This window comes from Paenibacillus ferrarius (genome assembly GCF_002027705.1).
In the GTDB taxonomy this organism is placed as follows: domain Bacteria; phylum Bacillota; class Bacilli; order Paenibacillales; family NBRC-103111; genus Paenibacillus_E; species Paenibacillus_E ferrarius.
The window spans coordinates 31,887-55,923 of the sequence record NZ_MBTG01000011.1 but is presented as its reverse complement, the minus strand read 5'-3'; the positions used below and the strand labels follow the sequence as shown (position 1 = coordinate 55,923).

The 24,037-nt window shown below is 44.4% G+C and carries 15 protein-coding genes and 2 pseudogenes; 4 read left to right on the top strand and 13 right to left on the bottom strand.

Annotated elements, in window-relative coordinates; genetic code table 11:
• Positions 1-13 precede the first annotated feature (13 nt).
• From BC351_RS12690 to BC351_RS12680, 3 genes and pseudogenes are all read right to left on the bottom strand, one after another.
• Positions 14-1,027, bottom strand: coding sequence for a cytochrome d ubiquinol oxidase subunit II (locus tag BC351_RS12690; RefSeq protein WP_079412495.1), 1,014 nt, complete (start codon positions 1,025-1,027; stop codon positions 14-16).
• Positions 1,027-2,391, bottom strand: a complete 1,365-nt coding sequence (locus BC351_RS12685) for a cytochrome ubiquinol oxidase subunit I (protein ID WP_079412493.1) — start codon at positions 2,389-2,391, stop codon at positions 1,027-1,029. Before BC351_RS12685 ends, BC351_RS12690 begins: the two co-directional genes overlap by 1 nt.
• 155 nt (positions 2,392-2,546) lie before the next feature.
• A pseudogene (locus tag BC351_RS12680) lies at positions 2,547-2,737 on the bottom strand (glyceraldehyde 3-phosphate dehydrogenase NAD-binding domain-containing protein); the annotation flags it as partial.
• A 221-nt stretch (positions 2,738-2,958) separates the two neighbouring features.
• Between BC351_RS12680 and BC351_RS12675 the strand changes: the two are divergent.
• The 4 genes and pseudogenes from BC351_RS12675 to BC351_RS12660 form a co-directional block, all read left to right on the top strand.
• Positions 2,959-3,585, top strand: a complete 627-nt coding sequence (locus BC351_RS12675) for a TetR/AcrR family transcriptional regulator (protein ID WP_079412491.1) — start codon at positions 2,959-2,961, stop codon at positions 3,583-3,585.
• 426 nt (positions 3,586-4,011) lie between these two features.
• The gene (locus tag BC351_RS12670; protein WP_079412489.1) at positions 4,012-4,569 is read left to right on the top strand and encodes a TetR/AcrR family transcriptional regulator; all 558 of its coding nucleotides are present in this window, start codon (positions 4,012-4,014) and stop codon (positions 4,567-4,569) included.
• 14 nt (positions 4,570-4,583) lie between these two features.
• Positions 4,584-5,564, top strand: a complete 981-nt coding sequence (locus tag BC351_RS12665) for an NAD-dependent epimerase/dehydratase family protein (RefSeq protein WP_079412487.1) — start codon at positions 4,584-4,586, stop codon at positions 5,562-5,564.
• 403 nt (positions 5,565-5,967) lie between these two features.
• A pseudogene (locus BC351_RS12660) lies at positions 5,968-6,168 on the top strand (DDE-type integrase/transposase/recombinase); the annotation flags it as partial.
• A 282-nt stretch (positions 6,169-6,450) separates the two neighbouring features.
• Here BC351_RS12660 and BC351_RS12655 read toward each other — a convergent pair.
• The 10 genes from BC351_RS12655 to BC351_RS12610 all read right to left on the bottom strand — a co-directional run bounded on the left by BC351_RS12655 (position 6,451) and on the right by BC351_RS12610 (position 23,746).
• Complete coding sequence (locus BC351_RS12655) at positions 6,451-7,200, bottom strand: hypothetical protein (protein ID WP_079412483.1); 750 nt, start codon at positions 7,198-7,200, stop codon at positions 6,451-6,453.
• Between the two features lie 106 nt (positions 7,201-7,306).
• Positions 7,307-10,678 (bottom strand): HEAT repeat domain-containing protein, encoded by a 3,372-nt coding sequence (locus tag BC351_RS12650; RefSeq protein ID WP_079412481.1) that lies wholly within the window; start codon positions 10,676-10,678, stop codon positions 7,307-7,309.
• A gap of 322 nt (positions 10,679-11,000) precedes the next feature.
• The gene (locus BC351_RS12645; protein WP_079412479.1) at positions 11,001-12,665 is read right to left on the bottom strand and encodes a glycoside hydrolase family 3 protein; all 1,665 of its coding nucleotides are present in this window, start codon (positions 12,663-12,665) and stop codon (positions 11,001-11,003) included.
• An 18-nt stretch (positions 12,666-12,683) separates the two neighbouring features.
• A complete protein-coding gene (locus BC351_RS12640) occupies positions 12,684-14,228 on the bottom strand; it encodes an alpha-L-rhamnosidase-related protein (protein ID WP_079412477.1) in 1,545 nt (514 codons plus the stop codon).
• Positions 14,229-14,265: 37 nt separating this feature from the next.
• Positions 14,266-17,163 carry an alpha-L-rhamnosidase gene (locus BC351_RS12635; protein ID WP_079412475.1) on the bottom strand — a complete coding sequence of 966 codons (2,898 nt, stop codon included), beginning with the start codon at positions 17,161-17,163 and terminating at the stop codon, positions 14,266-14,268.
• Positions 17,164-17,192: 29 nt separating this feature from the next.
• Positions 17,193-18,023, bottom strand: coding sequence for a carbohydrate ABC transporter permease (locus BC351_RS12630; protein ID WP_079412473.1), 831 nt, complete (start codon positions 18,021-18,023; stop codon positions 17,193-17,195).
• Positions 18,020-18,886: a carbohydrate ABC transporter permease gene (locus tag BC351_RS12625; RefSeq protein ID WP_079412471.1), complete on the bottom strand. Its 867-nt coding sequence runs from the start codon at positions 18,884-18,886 to the stop codon at positions 18,020-18,022. Before BC351_RS12625 ends, BC351_RS12630 begins: the two co-directional genes overlap by 4 nt.
• A gap of 83 nt (positions 18,887-18,969) precedes the next feature.
• The gene (locus tag BC351_RS12620) at positions 18,970-20,319 is read right to left on the bottom strand and encodes an ABC transporter substrate-binding protein (RefSeq protein ID WP_079412469.1); all 1,350 of its coding nucleotides are present in this window, start codon (positions 20,317-20,319) and stop codon (positions 18,970-18,972) included.
• Between the two features lie 141 nt (positions 20,320-20,460).
• Positions 20,461-21,966, bottom strand: a complete 1,506-nt coding sequence (locus tag BC351_RS12615) for a response regulator (RefSeq protein ID WP_079412467.1) — start codon at positions 21,964-21,966, stop codon at positions 20,461-20,463.
• Positions 21,959-23,746: a sensor histidine kinase gene (locus BC351_RS12610; protein WP_079412465.1), complete on the bottom strand. Its 1,788-nt coding sequence runs from the start codon at positions 23,744-23,746 to the stop codon at positions 21,959-21,961. The genes BC351_RS12615 and BC351_RS12610 overlap by 8 nt, the downstream gene beginning before the upstream one ends.
• Positions 23,747-24,037: the final 291 nt, after the last annotated feature.

Below are 24,037 nucleotides of genomic sequence, written 5' to 3'. Positions count from 1 at the left end.
GCGAGTAATCGGCCTATTTTTCCCCTTTCACGTAATCCGCATCGAACAGGAACAGCTTGAAAACCAAAATAAGGGAAGGAATCAATAGACACATGCCCCCGATAAATACGACAACTAGCGCGAAGCCCATTGAGGATGAGGTGACACTGCTCTGAATCGTAATGTAGGGATCAAGAATATAGGGATACTGCCCAATCCCGTAAGCGAAAAAGGCACAGAAAAATTGCAGCATGATGCAAACAAATGCTAGCCCATAGCGGCGACCGCGGTATAACAGCCACATCGCAATCATGAAAAAGGCAACAGAAAGTGCAAGCATCCACCATAAATCCATCATATTTTGATAATGTCGCTCATTGTGTTGGCCCAAATAGATAAAGGCTGTCAGGGCGATAATAATCGCCGGCGTGCTCCAGAAAAGCGCATAGGTCCGCATTAGCTTTAGCGCAGTGTGATCCTCTGCCCGTGAAGCGTAAAACGCCAGAAAACAGGCGCTAATAAACAAGACAGACACAATCGCCAATCCAACGATGCTCCACGACAATGGATTGCTAAATAAAGCCCAGTAATCCAGAGAAACCGTCTGATCCTGCTTCAAGATAAAGCCGCCTTCAGACAGGGCCAGCGTCACAGACAACGAAGCCGGGATCAGCAAACCCGATGCGCCGTACAAAAACAGATAGACGATATTATTTTTGGAACCATAGTTTTCAAATGCATAGAACGAACCGCGAATAGCAAGCAGCACGATCGCAACACTCCCCGGAACAAGCAGCGCCGAGCCATAGTAATAGGCTGTATCCGGAAAAAATCCGATCATGCCGATGTAGAAAAAGACGAAAAATACATTTGTGATCTCCCATACGGGTGACAAATAACGAGAAATCAGACGATTTATGAGGGGGTCCTGCTTGGTCAAGTGGGCATAAAAGGCAAAGAAACCGGCTCCAAAGTCAATGGAGGCTATAATAAGATACCCGTACAAAAACAGCCAAAGTACCGAAATTCCAATCAAATCGTAACTCATCAGACATGCGCTCCCTTCCCTGTCCTCTTGTCGCCCGCATGCTGCGCCCACTTCTCCATCTCAGCTTCTGCCAGATTATTGTTGAATAAGCGCCGAAGTACAAGAACGCTAACCATGCCTAAAACGATGTAGAGAAGAAGGAAGAGGAAAAAAAGAATTCTCACGCTTGGCGATGTCGTCGCCGCTTCTTCTACACGCATATATCCTCGTAAAATCCACGGCTGCCGCCCCAACTCGGCGTAAAACCAGCCCAGCTCGACTCCCAGGAATGCGAGCGGCGTGCCTAAAGCAATAATGCGAAGTAGCCATTTGTTGTGCTCATTGCGTTTTTTCCATAATGTAAATAGGAAATACAGAACGGACATGCCCAATAACGCAAACCCTATGCCAGCCATCAAGTCAAAAAAATAATGCACAAGGAGCGGAGGTTGTTCATCTGGAGGAAATTCATTCAGACCTGTTACTTTCGCGTTAAAATTTCCAAAAGCCAGGAAGCTGAGAATCTTCGGCAGGTGAAGTGCGCCTATAATTTTATGCTCGGCATTAAGCCATCCAAATAGAATCAAATCCGCGCCGCTCTCCGTCTCAAAATGCCATTCCGCAGCAGCCAGCTTTTCCGGTTGATGCTCGGCCAAGAACTTGGCGGACGCATCTCCAGCTACGGTGTTTAGCAGTCCGAACAACATGACAACGGCCATCATAAGCTTTAACGCTTTTTTGTGGTATCCAGTGACCCCTTTTCTAAGCATCGTAAAGGCCGCAATTCCTGCTAGCAGAGCCGCTCCTGTTAAGTAGGCCGAGCTTAATACATGGAACACTTTGGAGAACGTCGCCGTATTCAGCATCGCTTGCACCGGGTTAACGGCTGTAAATTGTCCGCCTTGCATGGTAAATCCCCCAGGTTGGTTCATAAAACCATTCACAGTCGTGATAAAAACAGCAGACATGCCTGCCCCTGCGACAATGGGGAGTGTGAGCAGCCAATGAATATATGGGTTCTTGAACCGATCCCACGTATACAGATAAATGCCTAGAAAGATAGCTTCAAAAAAGAATGCAAATACCTCCATGAATAACGGAAGCGCAATGACGTTCCCCGCCAACTTCATAAAATTCGGCCACACCAATGCCAGTTGCAGTGAGATTGCCGTGCCTGTTACGACACCGACTGCGACGGATATAACAAACCCCCGCGCCCACCTCTTAGCCATCAGTGTGTAGTGAGAATCTTGCTTGCGGATGCCGATGAGCTCAGCAATCGCGATCATGAGAGGGATACCGACACCAATTGTCGCGAATATCATATGGAACCCTAGTGTCATTCCTGTCACCAGCTTGCTCCATAGTACCGTATCAATTCCCATTCCTTACTGCCTCCCTTCCAAAGCGATTTGTAACTTGAGTTGATTATATCTCTGTCCTTCAGCAGTTCAATCGCGGTCACATCTTCTCCCCTATTCGTTCAAGAAAGGATCAATTGGGCACTTCGTTTTCCTCGACATACGTATAGTTGAGTACGTCCGTCATGGACTTCAATGTCACCGTGATAAGTGCCTTGCGTTGTATCATATTTGAGCAGATGAGCCAACACTTTAGCATTCGTAAGGTCGTTAATTGCTACAACCTCGACGCCTTCCACATCTTGTATTCGGCGAAAAGCGAGTCTCGTCCGATCCGTCCAAAGCCGTTAATGCCTACTTTTACAGTCATTCTCAAGTCCTCCTATAAGTTTTATTTATTCCAAAGAGGCGAATACCTCTCATGAAATCAAAATAGCTCGGCGCTATTTCATTCTGGACCGTCTTGTTTTATAATAAAAGGTACCGAATGGTATCTTTTATATTAGCATAATTCTTGCGAATGGCAAGGTCGGAAAATTGTATAATTTGTTTATAATACATGATTAGAATAAGGTTCATACGGAGGAGCTCATGAAAAAAGGGGACAGAACACGGGAACATATCATTATGAAATCAGCTGAAATTTTTAACCAGAGAGGATATGCCGGTACATCGCTAAATGATATTATTGCCGACAGCGGAATTAAGAAAGGGGGCATCTATCGACATTTTGCCAGTAAAGACGAGATAGCGCTTGAAGCCTACAATTATGCTGCCAGTTTGGTCGGCAGAAAATTTGCTGAGGCGGTCGATCAAGAGCAGTCTGCGTCAGGAAAGCTGATTGCTTTCTTTCGTGTCTATGAGGATGTCGTCAACGATCCACCGTTTATTGGCGGATGTCCCATGCAGAATACAGCTGTAGAAAGTGACGATACTCATTCGGAGCTTCGTGACCGGGCAAGGCAGGGGCTGCATACCTTCTTGGATATAATGAAAAGTATTATTCGTGACGGGATTAAAGCTGGGGAGTTTAAGGGAGATCTGGATTCGGATGCGCTTGCTTCATTTGCATTTTCCTTGTTGGAAGGAGGCATTTTGCTCAGCAAATTGGATGGGGATAACAAGCACATGCTAATGAATATTTCAATCTTCTCGTCCTATTTGCAGCAATGCTGCTTAAAGACCTTTTCCTTCAAGGAAACACACAAAAGGCATTAGATTATTTAGATAACAAATATGGTATCGATCTATTGAAGAGGGATCCGGATCAATTTAGGCAGTGGTCCGAAGTGAACTTCTTAAAGGAATACGAAGAATAGAGTATCAGATTATCGAATTCATTCCCGGTATAGGCGGCTGCCGGAAGATGTCAGCCACCAGCATGCCGCATAGAGAACGCCGCTTCTACTGGCCAACCACCTTCGGCATGCCATACTGTGCAAGACTTTGATGGCGGGAGCTCTCGGCAAAAATGAGCACTCTATGTTTGCCATAACCATCTGAATCCAGAGGAATTTTCAGCGTCCGTGCGGGAAACGGATACAGTCGCGTCGGGAACTGGGGTTTTATCGGATGTCAGGAGGGTATCGGCACCAATATAGCATCGCTATAGACATACCAATATAGCTGTGCTATATTGGTCACATGAATACACACGACACTCTGCTCAATGCGGCTTTACAAGTTCTCGAGGAAGAGGGCGAGGCACAGTTCTCGACACGCTCCGTCTGCGCAATTGCGAAGGTGACCGCACCGACGCTGTACCATCACTTCGGCAGCGCCGACGGGCTTCTGAGCGCCGCCATTACGGAAGCATTTGCACAGTTTCTCGAAAGCAAAAGAACTGCCACCCAATCATCCGATCCGGTGATGGCGCTGCGTGAGGGCTGGGACGATTACGTGCGCTTCGCGGCGGCTCGCCCACGGCTCTACGCGGTGATGATGAGCCGCGTTCTCAACGATGCTGATATTCCCGCCGCCGAGCAGGCCTTTGCGCTCCTGATCCAACGCATCGCGGCCATCGCCGCTGAGGGCCGACTCAGGCCAACGGTGGAGGTGGCTGCCGATCTCATGTGGGCGTCTGCGAATGCTGCATCCCTACTTTACGTCACAGCTCGGCTACGCAAGGTGGTGCCACCCACTTCTGAGGTCCTGGAGCAAATCCGCGAGGGCGCCATACGGTCCATCCTAAATCCCGAATAGAAAGGACGAAAACAATGAAAATTCTCGTCACGGGAGGCTCCGGTCTGCTCGGCGGCCGCCTGATCACGAAGCTCGTGGAGGACGGTCACGAGATTTTCGCTCTCACACGCTCCACATCATCTCACGCCAAACTCAAGTCCATGGGTGCGACGCCAGTCGATGCCGATCTCGAAAGCAACACGCCACTCATATTGCCGGTGATTGATGCGGTTGTGCACGCGGCCGCCCTGTTCCGCTTCTCAGGGCCTCGCGAACCCTTCTTCCGTACCAACGTCGATGGCACCGTAGCCTTGTTGAAGGCAGCTGAGTCCGCCGGTGCGAAGACATTCGTCTACATCAGCGCGGCGGGGATCCTCATGGATAATGGCGGTACGCCCATCCGCGACGCCGATGAAAGCGCGCCAGCTTTCCCGAACCACTTCTCCGCCTACCTGGCGAGCAAGGCACGGGCCGAGCCATTGGTTCTGGCAGCCAACAAACCCGGCTTTCGCACCATCGCGCTCCGCCCACCGGCTATCTGGGGGCCTGGTGATCCGTTTAGTCGAGCGCTTCCCGAAGCAGTCAGATCTGGACAGTTCGCCTTCATCGACCGCGGCGACTACGCTTTTGCAACCTGCCACGTGGACAATGTGGTCGAAGCCATACAATGCGCTCTTGAACGCGGAGAAGGCGGTCATGCCTTCTTCATCAAAGACCAGGAAGGGCAGACTTTCCGTGAGTTCGTCTCCTCGCTCGCGAACTTGCAGGGCCTGTCCATCGATAAGCTGCGTTCGATGCCCTACTGGCTTGCCTCTGCCATTGGCCGGCTGCTCGACACTATCTGGGCCGTCACGCGGAAAGACGGCGATCCGCCGATCTCACGCTCGATGATACGCATGATCGGGCGTGAGTTCACAGTCAACGATGCCGCTGCACGTCGAGAGTTGGGCTATGTCGGAAGAACTTTGCGCGACGCCGGCTTGCAAAGCTATGAGGAACCATCTACTCGACGATAGTGCTTTGGAGGGCGAGCGACGACAATCGCCGGCTAGTCGTTCTCTGGACTTGCTCTTTTTGTCGATGTGGCAGACAATCCTCGATAACATTATTTTCTCATCACTAAGCGCAAGAGCAATTATGGTTAATCGATTATTAATTATAGTAGAAATGACAGAAAGGGACTCGCGCATGCACGTGAGTCCTTATTGCCGACATCCTTTCATGATCCAAATCGGTCGAGCCTGAAGAACCTGAAACAAGTGACCTCAGTTCACGCTATTAAGCACAATTTAGTGCTGCTTTTTTCTTAGTAATGAGGTATCTACTTTCCTCAAATGCATTTAAATATGAATTCTTTTCCACAAAATATTGCAGGTTGTGGTGCAAAGCTCTAATTCGTGATAACGTAATTGATAATGAAGTAATGGGATGGAGCAAGATCACCGGTTCATAAAAAAAATCACAAAACCAAATCTCGGTTTCAAATCGTTTCTTACAGCGGATCAGACGTTAAAGGGAATTGAGGCTTTACATATGATAAGGAAAGGGCAGGCCGAAAATAATTCGTCTGTCCTCTTTGATGTTGAATGGCTAAATAAGATATTTGATTTAGTGGCATAGACAAACTATACTTTGTCGGGTAACTGCGAACTTTTTTAAATCCTTGCACCAGAACCTTCGAATCTAACAGTGCCAATGTCTTTCCAATGTTAGTCTTGGTATCCTCCACACATGTTGTAAAATCAACCCATGGAAGCCATTGTCGTAAGTGATTTCTATTGGTGTCTATTAAGGTGAAAAATTCTTGAGCATCGTCAATCACTATCGCATTAAGTGAAATTTCACTATCTATTTTTTTTGTAAATGCCATATTTAGCAATCCTTTCAGATAAAATCGTGCTTTCATTTAATTTCAGCTATGGATATACTCCAATGTTCTGTTTGTTCCTTATTCACTAATACAACTTCGTCAGAGGAAACCCAATCTAATGCTCCAAGATTCTGTGCATACGCCCATTCATTCGGTCTGTCTGACTTTACTTTGACCCGTTTCATTTCGTTACCGTTTTTACTTTTAATAATTATACTAATGTCAAAAGAACCTACTTCATGCTCACAAAAAACCTCTGCACTATATTTTTTATCTGGACTCTTTTTAGGCTTTTTCCAAATCCAAGTATTTGTGTAGTTATTCATAACAATGTTGTTGTAAGCTTTATCAAAAGGCGTATAATCCCACCCTTTGGCTTCAACAATCTTTTCTATACCTGATTTAAGTAATCCCAAAACAATTCTTTTCTTTTCGCAATTAGAAAGATGGAAATATTCCTCTATATCAAGTTCTACTTGAACAGTACATACACCTAGTAAATTTCGCACACGACTATCTGTTATTGTATCAACACATTCAATTAGTACCTTCCAGTAATCATCCACAATAGATTTTTTTTCAAACACTCTCTCATAAAATGAAGCTATACACCGTACTTCATCCCTGAATTTAATTCTCTTAGCCTTCCAATTATCATCATAATCTTGTTTGCCATTCTTGCCTGTGTAAGGTAAATCTAAATCAAACTCTTTAAGAATCATATTACGATTACACCCTTCAAATAAAATCATTCTTTTCTTAACCCTTACAGATTGCTTCACTCGTTGTTTCCTTTCCAAACTAACAGTGAGCAGCACTCAACATGTATGGTATGTGGGATATGAATATATCGTTCGTCATAGATTCAAGTTTGTATTATAAGAATAATTAATCTTTTGTTGTCCAAATGTCTAACGCAAGTGAGCAAATTTCAATGTTTATGTGATCTCTATATAATCTTAAAAGGCGGATACAATCCGGACTCCACAATAAAACACTTCCAGTAACTTCAAGTAAAGAAAGTCCAATAAATTGAGAATCGTTACGGCCCTCAGACCATATTACGTTTACAATTTCTAATATTGTATCTGGATTCCAATACCCTTTGCTATCTTTTAAATTTTGCGCAACCTGTCTATATGCATCTTTCAAAAGATGTGGCTGTTGTGTAATGCAATTAACAAAACTGTTTAGATAAGCAACGGATTCCTCTACATCATTCCAATCAATTGATGCTATATACAATTTCATCACAGCATGCTTTAATGTCTCATTTAACGCAAGACAGTCATTTATACCCATATACAAAAGCTTAAGGTTTAGACGTGTGTTCTTTGGCAAAGATATCAGTTTGTCTGTAAATTTCAAGAGCCGTTGTCGATGAGGCAAATCTCTTTTGGCTGTTGCATTCCACTCATCACTTATTTTAACATTAGCCAAATCCTTAAAAACACCAATTACAAATTCATTGACCTTACCATCACGGCATGTTTCTACCAACGTGTTCATTGCAGCATTCCATCTAGTGCTATCTTCTAAATTAACAATAGCTTCTGCAGTGGCATTCGCAATTATTACTTCATTTCCATTTGTCCAATGTTTCATGCAATTGAAAGCATCTCTGCCGACAGTCGCATCTGTATGACTTGCAATTTTAATGATTAATTCTAAATATCGAGATCTATAGTCTACTGGAAGTTCATTAGGCTGTTGGAATAATAAACTTTTTGCAATATCACTTTGTGATGAAGAAGCCATTAAACTTAAAATATGCCATCCACGTTCATCATCTAAAAGTTGTCTCGCTGCATGCCCTATTGCAATGATTACATCCTTATGTGAATTTACTTTTTCAAACTCGTTCATCAATAACGAAACGCTTTCGCTACTTTTATAAGCACCCAGTAACCTGATTGCCTCTTTTCTGACCGTGATTTTAAGTATATCTCGATTTAAAAGTTCTTTAAGCATTGAAGTCAACAAAACCGGATTAACGCGACGTACGCATCTAGGTATCGAGTACATGGCTACACGGGCTCTATCTCCATCTAAATTATTCACTAGAAGTGGAAGTGCCTTTTCGGGCTCTTCTAATAATGAAAGTGCATAAAGTGCAGCTTCTACTACAGATACTTCCTCATCCTTTAAAAGTTCTAATATCTTATCTGGGCAAAGATCAGGCATTTTTGCCATTATCTTAATAGCTCTTGAACGCTCAAAAAGACTGCGCTTAGTATCGAATGCAACTTTTTCTAATAGGGAGCTAAAAGATTTTTGCTGACGTGGCAACCACCTATTAAACCCATCCATAGCTGGCACAAGATGAATGGTTTTGCCCGTTAAAAACTTACCTTTTATAGCAGCACCAGAAATAAACGGATCTAACCAATCTTGACGTTTTAGATGCAGATGCAGGAACACTTCATTTATTGTAATAAAAGAGGCATCCAAAGTTAATAATTCTTTGACTCTTTCATCACGTGTTTTATTTGGTGCAAGCCAATGTCTGGTCGCTTGTACTGCTATAGAATCTGTTTTCGCCTTCGTCGCTTCCTTTAATAAGTTTTGAAGTTTGTTTATGTTAAAGCCTCTTTTTCCGAATGAGTTTGCCAAACTAATTACAAAATTGTAGTTTTCTCTTTTGTTCGCCTCCACAACTAATGGATAAATCTCGTCAAAAATTATCGTTTCTGTACCCCAAGGTAAACTTTTCTCTAAAGATGGTAGTGTAAGCTGACCATTCTGCTTAGCTAGTTTTATAATCGTTCTTAAAGAGAACTTAAAAATCTCGCTTTTTGGATTTAATGCATTATAACGCATAATGACAAATGCTAATTTTTGGAGAGCAGCCTTTGTAACATATGAAGTATCTCTAGCTTCAATCACACTATCCACAAGTAAAGTAAGTTCTTTTATATTCTCATCAGTAAACATAGACGAAGGACTGTTTGAAAGCTCTGTAATCACTGCGCCTCGCACAGAATCCTGATCATTTTTGATACGACCTAAAAATGCCAAAGTCTTATCAACACCATGTCTCGATAGAGCAGTACACTTAATCAATTGCGCAAGTGCCAGTGCGCGCTCTTCTGCATTGGATACATGTGTTGCTTTTTCAAGCATCTCTCTTGAATTATCAATAGAACGGCAAGCAGTAATCCTAATCGTTTTTTCCCGATTATCATAGATTTCACGGAGACCAAGCATTCGGGATGCTTCCTTATCGCGTAATTTATGCGGTAATTTATACAGTAATGTTTCTGGAAAAATGCGCTCTTTACGTTTATCTTCTTCATATACTGACTCAAAAATCACTTCACGATTTGAAGGAGCAATACAATGAAGTAATTTCGCAATATGCATTGGATTTTCTGCAAGTAATTTAGCTATTTCAATCCATTGATCTATTGATAAACAATTTCTTCTACTTAAAATGCCATCGGGTACACCATGAGAAATCAGATCGCCCCGCGACTCATTTCGTGTTAGCAGCATATACACTGCACCAGGATTTATGCGAACTAAAGTACCAAGTTGTTTTTTTAACACAGGATGTATGACACCCATTGAGCCATGATTCATTGCACATTCTAGAACCAAATCTGCCTTTAAATTGCAAAAAATTTCGATAGCTGATGAAAACCTCCACCACACGTATCCCTTTTCACTAAGTGGTGTGCTTTCTAAAGTTGTTTTAAAATACTCCGCAACCACATCAAGATGTCGTCTAGCTAATTTGTACCAATCTTTTATGACATACCCAATGTCCAAAATCCATTTACTAACAGTTTCCTTATAACATGCTGGTAGTAAAATGGATGCCTCCTGTGCTCCCCATCTAGTATACACAATAGGCAATAAACGCTCCGCCCATTCTTGTCGATTTAAAATCGAAATACTGCGCAATAATTTGCGACGACAATCATGTGATAAATTTAGTATTTCACGTTCAATATCAATATCAATATCTGAAGCCACTTTGGCCAAAAGACCTGCTGCCTGAATTCTAACAGTGGCCATCGGATGCTTTAATGCCAACAAAATAATATTTGTATCATGTGTGACACTAGCACCAGTTAATGCAAGATGTGCCTCATAGGCACCACCCTCCAGTAACGAAGAAAGCAATTTTGAATACTGGGTTGATCCATTATTATTACGGCCTAGTATTGCTATTTTATTTATTCTGTCTGAATATCCTTGTGAATCTAATTCTTTAAGTAAATTCTTTTTATCCATTAGATCTTTTTTGAAAATCATAAGTCTCCCTCTTTCACCTGTTCTTATTTAATCCAACGTTATTCTCCGCATAGCGAGTTATAGTATCATTATCTCTTATGCAGATGTTGTTGAGCAGGGTATAAGTATTACGAGAAATCCGAAATAGCTTACTAAATACAAGAAATTCGAACAACAAAAAGTCCAAGTAGCGTATTTAACTTGGACTTTTGAAGAATTAAATAAGTTAAGCGAAACTGCCACATCTCATTCTCGAACCATCAATATTACCGACTCCACATGTGTACTATGCCTGGTTGAATGATGGTGCTTTCATTTGGCGTTACCCTAAGGCAGTTTTATTTTAAAGCTGAGCCCACGCCGACCCGCAAAACGCATCCACAGGCGAGGTGCCTAAGAAGGGCTGATTACCTAGCAAACAGTTTAGAATCTCCCTTTGAACAATAGCCGAGGCATTATAGCCATTAATCATGGTTGGCATTGTTGGCATCTCATATAAGGTATAAGGGTTACCTAACGAAATGAACATCGTTGGCACGTAAGTAGGATACCAAGTGAAAATCCCGCCTGCTTCTTCTGGAGACAAACGAAGGGGATTTTGCATAAAGCCCGGCGATCGCTGCGTCAAATAAATGACCAAATCAATGTCATTCTCATCCTGTTTGAGATGGTAATTTCTAACCACTTCAAACCCTTCCTCCACCAGCATTTTCTCAAATCCGCTGCCTCCTGCACCATTCTCTGTGAATAAAGAGCCTTCACTTCCTAAGGCAATGAGAAGAACTCTTTTATGCTTCTCAGGTGAAATAGGTAACAAGTTTTGCGTGTCCTTCACTAACGTCACAGAATTTCGTGCTAATTCTTGGGCTAATGTCACATGCTCAATTGATCCTACACTAGCTAAATCTTGCAGAGCTGGTCTTTCCAAATGCAGCCCCAAAGAAGCTTTTAGAGCAAGCACTCTCGTAACAGCATCATTCAGGCGCTCCTTCGTAATAATGCCTGCCTTAACACCTTGAAGCATCGCTTCATAGTCGTATCTGAGATCTTCAGTAAAAAGAAACATATCTACACCGGACGCGATACACCCAGGAACGATTTCGTTGCGCGGCCCCCAACTGGTCATGCCTATCATGGCTGACGCATCGGAAATAATTAACCCATTGAAGCCCAGTTCTTCTCTTAGAAGCTTCACGTTCAGCTCATAGGAAAGCGATCCCGGCGTATGCTGTTTTCTAATATCGTCAATCCCAAGCTCTTTATAGTAAGCAGGAAGCGCGATATGCGCGCTCATTACACTTTTCACCCCGGCATCGAAAGCTGAACGATAAACGCGGCCGTAGGTATCGCGCCATTGCTGCATCGGCATGGAGTTCACTGTCAGCACTTTATGCTGATCACGGTCATCCATCCCGTCACCTGGCCAATGCTTAACGCACGCTGCCATTCGCCTGCCGTCCTGTACTCCCTCCATTACGGGAATCGCGTACGATTCCACGATCTCAGGTGTATCTCCAAACGCACGTGTATTTACAATCGGATTTTGATAATTATAGTTAATATCCAGCACTGGGCCGAATACCCAGTTAAATCCAATAGCAGAGCCCTCTGCTTCAATGCCTTTACCGAATGCTAGCGCTAGCTCTGGCCTGCCTGTAGCTGCAACTTGCATATTCATGCCGAGATTCGTGCCGTCAATTGCCCCGCCAAATCCGCCAGATTCTAAATCTCCACTCACCAATAAGGGCAGCTTGCTGCAACTTTGCATTTCCACAATTTTCGCCTGTTGATTTACCTTCGTGGCATCAGGACTAAAAGCAAAGAGATGTATCCCTCCTGGCTTAATGCTCAATAAATCCTCCGGCTCCGGTGAAAATGGTTTTTGAACCACAACGAACAACTGTCCGACTTTTTCTTCCAAGCTGAGTCCATCTCGCGTTTCCTTCACCCAAGAAACATCAGACTCTGATAAATAAAATGGTTTTTGTCTAAGTTGATCCTCTTTCATTTCGTGTATGGCCTCCCGTTACAGCAAATACTTACGAATAAAGTATGTAGGCGTGCAGCTCCATGCATGACAATAACTATTAATTAAATTGCTGCCATAAGGAGATAGCTTCTTATCGTTGGGGTTGTAGATTTCCCAGAAGCAATCCGCTCCGTCTTTGACCATTTCTCCCCAGTACGCTCTCATTTGCTCCAAGGCTTTCTCGGGTCTGCCGCTTTCAAATAAAGCTTCAATTAAATGATGGTACATGTACGGCGTTGTCATCCCGATTTCCGGCGAGGAGTCGAATAGCCGATCCATCAATTGACCATTTTTCTCTTCGTTCAACACACCTGCCAAAGCCATCCACACCTGAGACGCCCATGAAACCTGCTTATTCGCGCCACTCACGAAGAAGCTTAGCTCATCATCCCATAAATGGTGGTGTGCCGCTCTTGTCACACGATCAATTTGATCAGAAATGAAAGTTGCCTCTAGTTTTCTCTCTAGCACTTCAGCCAGTCCAAGACCCCTTTTGAGACAATACAACAGTATCGCGTGCGCAGATGCTTGTTTATTCAGCTCCGGATGCCAATCCGTGAAGCACCACCAGGTTTCATCATCACGAACTACACCGTATTCATCCAACCGCGCTAAGCCGATGTGGATTTGTTCAAGGGCAATAGGCCATAGGTCTACCAGTGCTTCGTGATCCTCGGAAGCCTCATAATAATCGAATAACGTCGCAACGAAGAAGAGTGAATAATCATAAAGCCTCGTATCATCAACGACCGGATTGGGTTTTTCAAAAACACAGGCTCCAACTGCACCATCAGCTAGCGTCATGCCGCCAAACAAATATAAGCAGCGCTTCACCAAATCATGATGATGAAAGGTCTGATAGTTCGCCAGCGCTTGGAGCCTTAAATCCCCGATCCACAGCCTACGATCCCGCTTCGGTCCGTCTTCAAACACCGTTTGCATGCAGTCCTGAAGCGTCTTGATGCTAATGGCATCCATCACTTGTAAATCTTCCTGAACATTAGCGGGAAGCGGTTTTAGATCCCTCACATCAGCGGAGGTAACTGCCGTACAATGAATATCGGTGAACGAGACCGTATACTTACGGGATGTATCGATAATTACTACCTTCAAATAGCGGAAGCAATATCGTCGAGGCAGCCGTAAAACCGTAGGAAGCACATCTACGAAGATCGTTTCTTCCTGCAGCCAGGATTTGCTCAACCAGCCCTCATAACTGTCGAAAGGTTCAGCCACCTCACAAGGCATCTCCCCAAAGATTAGCTTCAGCCCCAGCGGGGCATCTTGAGGACTACCCACAGACTTGATCGATAGGGAGATATAACCAACCTGATGATCGCCAAAATCCAGAATAAAGCTGTCATCCTTGCCGAAGGATTGCGTTTGTAATGCTGCGATACTACCCGTTTGTCGCGTTCTCCATCCCTGGAAAGCTTCTTCATCCGCTACGACCTCAATGACGGATCTTGGCAGAACAATAGACTCATACAGATCAGGGGTCAATTTCTCCGCTAATTCCACGAAGTATTGATGAATTCCCATTACAACTACACACTCCTTTTTCAAATGGCCACATGCCTTATATGAGAATCAATTCTTCAAGCAACCCTTCGATTTGTTGCTTCGTAACGCCTGTCATCGTATTCTCACCCAGCTGCTTAATCGTTGATTTGCGAACGAAGTTAAGAAAGGGGCCTTCGAATAAGGCTGACATATGCTTTTTGAAAATCGCCATCGCCGCTTCATGATCCAGCACATCATCGATTCTCGAATGCTCATTAAATTTAACGCGGAAGAAATCACTATTCCCATATGTGAATGTGTAGTCTCCAGATCCTAGAAGGACGCGCACACCTTGTGCAACTTCACTTATGGCTTGAATGCCAGGGATCAAGGTGTCGAGGGAATTTCCCCCTTCTTTCACGCTGCCAACTGCAGCTCCTGCAAGAATGACATCTGCGGTTGTGTTTGCTGGGATACGTACCGTCACTTGAATTTGTCCCTGATCCACCTGCCAGCCGGACTCGATTCGTCCATATAGGGAGGTATGCGCTGCTTTGGCATAAGAGAGACGATTCAATCCAAACATCGGCTCGATATGAATACGCTTGAAGGCCGGTACTGTAACGTCCATATCCAGGCCGGCTATTTTGCGGTACATCCAGTCTCCGATGGCTCCATAAGCGTAGTGGTTAAAAGAGTTCATATCATCGCTCCAGAAGGAACCGTCCGATTTAATGCTGTCCCAATGCTCCCAGATGGTTGTCGCTCCCTTGGAAACGGAATACAGCCATCCTGGATAGCTTTCTTGCAGCAGCAGCTTAACCGCTGTTTCGTGATAGCCGTTATTCGAAAGCGCGAAGCACAAGTAAGGTGTGCCCACGAAGCCTGTTGATAAATGATAATCATTATCCAGAATCAGTTCATTGAGATCTTTCGCCACTCTTGCACGTACCTCGTCATCGACTAGATCGAAGACAAGCGCAAGGATATGCGCAGTTTGCGTTGGGGCCGCGACGCGCCCATTTTTCGTCATAAATTCATCGCGGAAAGCTTGAATAACGCCTTGATAAAGCTCATCGAAAGCAAGGGCTTCTTCTTCATGCCCAAGAACTCTTGCAGCATCACGAACAATACGCGTCGAATACGCATAATACGCCGTTGCAATCAAAGCGACAGGTGTCGCACCAATGTAGCTGTTTTCCTTCGCATCCAGCGCAAGCCAATCTCCGAAATGAAAGCCTGTGTTCCATAGGAATTCTTGATCGCCTTGGGAGCGGATGTAGGAAATCCATCCTTTCATGCTTTCATATTGTTCAGCAAGCAGACGCTTATCCCCATAGTATTGATAAACTGTCCACGGACAGATTACCGCAGCATCTCCCCATGCAGCTGAGTTCTCTCCGCCTACAACGTCCGGAACAACAAAAGGAATGCCGCCATTCGGTCTTTGTTCAGCCTTCATATCATTCAGCCACTTCGTGAAGAAGGGTCCGCCTTGGTAATTAAATAACGCCGTGGAGATGAAAACCTGAGCATCACCCGTCCACCCTAACCGTTCGTCACGCTGCGGACAATCTGTCGGTACGTCTAGGAAATTGCCACGTTGGCCCCAGCGAATGTTGCTTTGCAATTGATTCACTCTAGTATCCGAACATTCGAACTTACCTGTCGGCTCCATATCGGTATGCATGACTTCACCGAGGAAAGCATCCAGCGGCAGGCCATTCTCTTGGCCGGGAAAGCCCTCGACCCTCACATAGCGAAAGCCCATGAAGCTGAAATAAGGTGCATAGGTTTCGGGACCACTCCCTTTCACGATATAGGTCACGACCTGCTTCGCCGGACGCAGGTTACCAAAATATATATTCCCATCCTTATCCAAGACCTCAGCATGTTTAAGCTCAATCCGCGTACCTGCAGGGGCAGATACAGTGAAGCGCATGCGGCCTACCATATTTTGTCCCATATCCAGTACATGATCGCCGGCAGGCGTTACGAAATAAGCAATCGGACGTATTATCTCAGTTACACGAGTCGATGCATTTTCTTGAGGCACCAAAACATCAAAGCTTACATCTGTACAAACCTGAGTGGCACACCACTTGTCATCTCGGAAATTGGCCGAGCTCCAGCCTGAATGCTCTAACCGTGCATCATATGTTTCACCATGGTAAATCGTTGCATATTGAATCGCTCCCGTAGAAGCCTTCCAGGTAGTATCTGTGGCCACAACTTCTTCTGTACCATCTTTATATTGAATATGCAGCTGTGCGAGGGCAGCCCGGCGTTCACCGTATTTAAAGTTTTTATTTTCAAATCCCATCCCGCTCCTGTACCAACCATCCCCGAGCAGAATCCCTATCCCATTACCATCACGTTGAAGCATATCCGTTACATCATAGGTTTGAACCTGCAACCGAGTTGGATAACTCGTCCAGCCTGGCGCCAGCAGCTCATCGGAAACACGAGTTCCATTTACATACAGCTCATAGACGCCTGCAGCCGTCGCATAAATACGTGCAGACAGGACATCCCCTCCAACCTCAAACTGCTTGCGAAGCAGAAATGCAGGCTCGGACTGCGGATCCATTTCACTTTCATGAGGTGTGATCCACTCGGCTTGCCATTCCCCTTGATCCATCAAGCCCATCTCCCACCAAGCGACTTCACTCCATGCGGATTCACGGCCAAAGTTATCCCAGACTTTCACTTTATAGTGGTAACGAGCTCTGGATAGCAGCTCAGGTCCCACGTAAACAAGTTGAATAGACTGATCGGATTCCATATAGCCTGTATCCCACACTGGGTTTGTAAAATCACCCACTTCGTTAGCTACGACGATCTGATACCCTCGCTGCAGCGTGCCGCGGCGATCGGACTCAATTTGCCAGCTTAACTGCGGATTCCGAGCTCCGATGCCAAGCGGATTCGTTCTATATTCACATTTCAACGCTGTAACCTGTAAATTCCCCATAGTTATCCTCCTCATTAACGATCCCATGATTAGCCTTTAACCGAACCCGCTGTCATCCCTGCTACAATTTTTTTGTTAAAAACAATGAATAATACAAGAGGCGGTAAGGTGATCAATAAAATGTTCATAAATAGCAAATTCCATTGCGTCACGAACTGGCTTTGGAAATTATAAAGCGTTAATTGCACTGTCGCATTCTTAGCTCCTGGGAAGAAATACAAGGGGTTAGTAAAGTCGTTAAAGATCCCTACGGACGATGTGACAATAATGGTTGCTGTTACAGGTTGTAGTAGTGGCAGAATGATTCTATAGAACAATCCCAATCCGCTGGAACCATCCACCACAGCAGCTTCATCTACTTCACGCGGAATGCCTGCCATAAACCCTTTGTACAGCAAGACCCCGAAAGGAAATCCGAGTGCCACCTCTACGAGAACGAGACCTGGCAGCGTTTTGAACAAACCAATACCATTTAAGACCCAGATCGTGGGTACGATAGCTGGCGGTATAATTAATCCAGACAGGACAAGGAAGTTTAGCCATGGCGTCGCACGATCATTTCTGCGCTGCATCACAAAGCCTGCCATCGCACAAACAAGAATCAACACAGTAATTGATATGACCGTCAGCAAAGTACTGTTGTAAAATGCCCGCAACAACATGTAATCCCGGGCAGTAATTACTTCCTTCAGATTGTCCCAAAGATGAATCGTTGAAGGCCAAGCTAAGTTCAACAAGGAAGATTCTTTCTTGTCCTTGAGTGCATTGACAATAACAAAGTAGAATGGAATCCAGAAGATAACAATGGTCAGAAGAATGGCAATGACTTCAATGCCTAAGCCTTTTATTTTTCTGCTCATAGTTCCGCCTCTTTTCTGTTCAGGTAAGAATACAGCGGAAGGGCAAGCGCCGTTACCACAATAAATAAAATCACGTTTCCTGCTGTAGCCAGACCATAATAACCACCTTGGTACTGCTTATAGATGATGGAGGCGATAAGGTCAGTCGTAAATCCAGGCCCCCCCTTGGTCATTGCCCAAACGAGGTCGAAGGATCGCAATCCACCGATAAACGATAAAATGATAACGGAATTCGTTGCCGGACGGCTTAACGGGAGAATAATATTCCAGAACTTACGGAATGCTCCTCCGCCATCCATCTCTAGGGCTTCGTAATACTCTTGAGGAATAGAGAGAATTCCAGCGATATAGATGACGGTTGCGAAGCCAACGCCTTTCCATACATCAACGAGGGCAACGGACAGCAGTGCTATGCGTGTATCACCTAACCAGTCAGGTCCAGCAATACCAATTGCCGCTAATGCCGTATTGATTAATCCTTGTGTTGGATGCATCATCATGCTAAAGGTAATGCCAACTGCAATGGTGCTAAGCAAGGTTGGAAAAAATATGACAGACCGCAGATAACCCTTGGCTCTTATTTTTGAAGTTAGAAATACGCCTAGCAACAAGCCCAAAACAACTTTTAAAACGCAAGTGACTAAAGCATAAATGAGTGTATTCTTAAATCCGATTAGGAGTGAAGCTTCTTGGAAAAACATTTTAAAGTTATCCAAACCGATAAACGTCCAACTCGTTAAATTCCATCTTGTCAAACTGAAGAAAAAAGACATAATGGTTGGAAAGATGAAAATCAATAAGTAAATAATGGCTGCAGGAATAAGAAAAGCATATGAGTACGTACGTTTGAACACCTTGGCCACCGAGATCACCCCTAAGTTTAAGAAAAGAGCCGGTCCTGCATGAATTTCGCATCGTCGACTCCTCTATTATTAATCTTTAATTACTACCATCCTTGAAGACCAAGTTGCTTGGCTTGTTTCTCTACATCTTTGTCATACACTTCAGCGCCTTGTTTACCTGTTTTGATAGCGGCTCCGACTTCGGTTGTAATTTGCGGTAAGCTGGAACCTTTAATTGGGGAAACGAATTCCAAAGCTGGTGCTGTCTTATTGCCGTCAAAATATGGCGTCATATCTTTCACTGCTTGTGCAACATTATCCGGCAGTTTGGCACCTTTAATTGCATAAGGGCCTGATGGCATGGACGCTGCCGACTGTGCGGCTACACCATCCAAGGAAGCGATGAATTCGACAAATTTCTTCGCTTGCTCCGCATGCTTAGTCGCTTTGTAAATGTAGGCACCGCTTGGCATCCACACCGTTAACCCATTCGTTGCCGCACTGTCCCCCGGCTGTGCAAAGAAGCCGATATCCTTCATTTTGTCTGGGAAATTCTGCCCAAGCGCTGGCGTTGCAAAGGACAGCATCGGATATTGAGCACCTTTGCCCTCCGCAAGCATCTTCAAGCCCGCATCATACGTTGTTGCTAAGAAATCTTTGTTCATGTATCCTTTTTTCGCAATTTCCTCCAGCTTTTCAAAGCTTTTAAGTGCTCCTGCATCCGTCGCATATTTCACTTTATTCGCTGTATATTCATCAGCAAACTTCGGATTGGCGGCCTGCACATTGTAATAATCCGCTAATACAACGAGTTGTGACGTCCAATCATCTTTATAAGAACCGATGACAGGTGTGATGCCAGCTGCTTTAATTTTCTCACTGTTCGCCATCAATTCGGCCCATGTCTTCGGTACGGAGAGACCCAGATCAGCATAAATCTTCTTGTTGTAGAACCAGCCGCCGGCCATCGTTGAGCCAATCGGGCCTGCATAGACTTTACCTTTGGAAGAGACCGTCGGTTTAAAGGAATCAATCACATTCGCTTGAAAAGGTTCACTCGTAAGATCAAGCAGGTTTTGTTCTGGATTAAGCGCTTGCATAAGTGATCCGCTGTTATAGAAGAAAACATCTGTCATATCTCCAGTTGCTAGACGAGTTTTGACAATGTTATCGCCTTCTCCGCCGCCTGGGCGTGTTTCTTGTTCAACATGAATGTTCGGATATTTCTTTTCGAATGCTGCAACAATCCCTTTTGCAATATTGACAGAATCCTGTGTATTATCGATTAATAGTGAAATGGTTACTTTCTCATCCGCTTTCTTGGAGCCGCTGTCTGTCGCTTGCCCTTTCGTATCGCCAGATGATGTGGATGTCGTTCCACAGCCTGCTACCACACCTGCCAATAGTACCGAAGTGGAAATCCCTGCAACCCATTTTGATGTCTTTTTATTCATCTTCAAATCCCCCTTAGTCATCTTGGTTAGGATGAATCGATTCCTATGTTTACCACGAGTTCGTTATCCCCGTGCTTTAATCTTAATCGTTTTTCCTAACCACAGGCAGTGCGTCATTCTTCTGATTGATGTCCGTATTTTTTAGTTTCCTGCAGGGTTCGCTAACTGATCTTTATATTGGCCAGGCGTACAGCCTGTGTATTTTTTAAATACTTCAGAGAAGTGTCTATAGGTATGGTACCCAACTTTCTCACTCACATCATTTACTTTCAAACCGCGGCTAAGCAGTGTCTTGGCAAGCTCCATGCGAATACGAGTCACATATTTAATATACGATTCGCCCACTTCCTCTTTAAATAACACACTGAAATACGTGGGATTCATGCCAACATGCTCTGCTACCTCCTGCAGTGTGACATCACGTGTATAGTTAAGCTCCATATAATTGCGCGCTCGTGTGACGGAAGCATGCCTTGCGTGCTCACGAGCATCCATCGTACTGTCTATGAGCATGTCAAGTTGACTCCGAAACCATGCCGTCACTTTCCCTCTTGCTGCCATTTCCCGTAACTCTACATGCGGTCGGTACGTTTCAGCGATGCGACTGGCTTTGTCCCCAGATGACCTTTTCGCTTCTTCGAACGCCAAATAAAGCAGCTTAAGCATTTCATGTTCAGCAACTTCGCTATCAAGCTTTTCCATTTGGATCCACGCAATATAGCGATCAATCTGCTCGAGCATGCCGGCCTTATTACCGGAACGCAAACTCAGAATAATGGCTTCCTCACGTTCGCTTAAACCTTCTGGCCGGGTAATCAAATCACCTAAATCCTCAAACCGCACGATCCCTTTCTCCCCCAAAAAATGTGCGGACCGTAATGCGCGAAGCGCTTCTTTATAGCTGTGTGCGGCATCCTTCAGCTCCGTATAAGTCCGACCGCTCCCAACGGAGATGTCAGCTTGTTCGGAGTCCAATTGCAGTTGCTCCCAGAACTCAGGGGTTGGCTGCTGGGCATGCACACATACAAATAATCTCTCTTGGCCATGACGTAGCGGAATCGCTGTAAAGTCCGTCTGCTCAAGCATTCGCAACTGATCTGATTCCGTCGCCAGAACGGTCACGCCAATGATGGATTCAGCACCTGACCCATAAATTTCTCGCCACTTCTCTTCAGCTTCTTCTCCAAGAAATAGCAAATCGAATGTTGCCTTCACTAAAAGATCGCCTTGACTACTCCTTACTTTTGTCTTAAGCTCCAGCACTTCTTGCTCCTGGCTGATTTTGTCCAACACCTTGCGAATCGCTTGCTCGATCGTTGGAATTGTAATGGGCTTCTCTAAATAATCAGCAACCCCGAGATTAATCGCTCTTTTCACATATTCAAACTCATTAAATCCACTAAACACGATACATAATGTCTCTGGCGCTTCCCGCATAATTTCTTCAATCAGCTGAAGTCCGTCCATGCCAGGCATCCGAATATCAGTGAAAATAAGTTTGGGCCGATGTGCCCGAAATAGGTCTAGTGCTGACAAACCATTGTCAGCTGTGCCAACAAGCTCGATGCCAAAGCTTGACCAGTCTATCATTTCACGAAGGCCCTGAAGCACAATATATTCATCGTCGAAAACCGCGGCCTTAAGCATCTGCATCCCTCTTTTCACCGAATAGTTGAAAGCGAATTTGGAGTTGAGTGCCTTGATTGACCACACTCGAAATCGTTAACGAACTCGTAGTTCCATAGTACAGAGTCAGTCGTTCACGCACGTTTTTCAATCCATATCCTTGTTCCGTCACAGTTAAATCTGCTATACCTACACCGTCATCTTCCACTGTAAAAACAAGAAATCCCTCGTCCCTCTTGCCCGTAAGTCGAATTGTACCTTCTCCCACCTTGGGTTCTAACCCATGGTAGATCGCATTCTCAACAAGAGGTTGAAGCAGCAGCTTCATAATCTCCATGCCCATTAAGGCTGGCTCGACCTCTTGCACATATTGAAACCGATTATGATAGCGAATATTCTGGATCGTCATGTAATGCTCGATATGCTTTAATTCTTTAAATACGGAGATCGTATCCTTTCCTTTATTCAAACTCAATTTAAAGCTTTCTGATAAGGAAATCGCCATCTGAGCGACATCGTGATTCTTCTGCAAGGTTGCCATCCAATAGATCGAATCTAACGTGTTATATAAAAAATGCGGCTTAATTTGCGCCTGCAACGCGCGAAGCTCAGCCTCCCGCTCCTTTAATTCAGAATGAACCAATCGTTCATTTAATTGTTTATTTTCTGAGACAACACGTTTGAAGGTTTCCCCGATCGTCCCAACCTCGTCCTGTTCGAACGTCTCATCGAATTCGCGAGCCCCCATCGTCCAATCCACCATCATTTTTTTGATTTGTAGAAGCGGGCGGGTAATACTGCCGGAAATAAAAATGGCATACATTAGCGCAATAATGCCCATTGATACAGCAATGAGTGTTGTGAGCGTGCGAATTTGATTCGATTGTTTGAGCAGTTCATTCACTTTAATCAAATGTATAAAGGTCCAATCCGTCGTTTGATTCTGGTATTGGCTAATGAGATAACCATTTTGCTGCAATTGCTGAATAAGGGATTGGTTGTCCCCCTCTTTGAGAACGGATTTGTCGGTCAGACCATTATTAAACACGATTTTACTACTTTCAGAGGAATTATCCAGCGCCATGAAACCGCCGGTATTGCTATTTTCGTTGAAAATATTCGTGAAAATATCCGTTGAAATATTCACGACTAACAGACCAATCGTCTGTCCGCTCGGACTTGACGCATCCCGAAATAATTTTACCGTGGAAAAGGAATTCTTCGAGTGATCGAGTATATCATAGCCCAGGAAAACAACCTTGCCTTGATCCTGTAAAGCACTTTGATACCAATCCGTTTGTTGTATGAGCTTGATCTTATCCGGCTTCTCATATACACCCGCATCATCAGAGCGTCCAGTGCAGAAGGTCTTGAATTCCAAATTAAACACACAGATGGAGTTTACAAATTTGGTGTCAAATTGATTGTTGTTAATCGCTTTTTGCAGCTTATTTGAAGTCCATTCACTTGTCGATTCAGTTGAATCAGCAGATTTAGGTCCGCTGCTCTGAGCCGCGTTGCTGTTGGACAGGACCTCCCTCACCTCATTGTTCACCACAATTGAACGATTCATATTAATAATGCTGCGAAATAGTAAATCCGCCACTTCACTGGATGTTTCCAAATGATTCTCATAGGTTTGGGCATTCGTTTCCATCAATGTGTTCTTAGCAATATCGAAAGAAAAATATCCTAATATGAAGAGCGGCGGTAAGGAGATGATGATCATAGCAACTAGAAACCGACTTCTAAGCCGTTGTAAACGAAATTTGGATAAGAGAAACCGCAACCTTTTATTCATATTGTGCCTCCCTCATCTTTTGTCGTATGTCTCATAAAATATCCTAAAGACTATAAAGGTATTATAGCTAGTTCACCCCTAATTACATAATGTGCTTATTTTTTGGGTGAGTGTCCGTTTTTTTTGGAAGAGGATTGAGACTCCTTGCCTCGAATGACAAAAAACCATGCAGAAAGCATGGCTTTATCATTTAACGAAAATATTTCCGGTTATGGTGCAAGAATATAAAATGGATAGCAAATACGAAGTTGCCAGAGAGGTAGGCATCGAGGATCCGGCATATTTTACTCA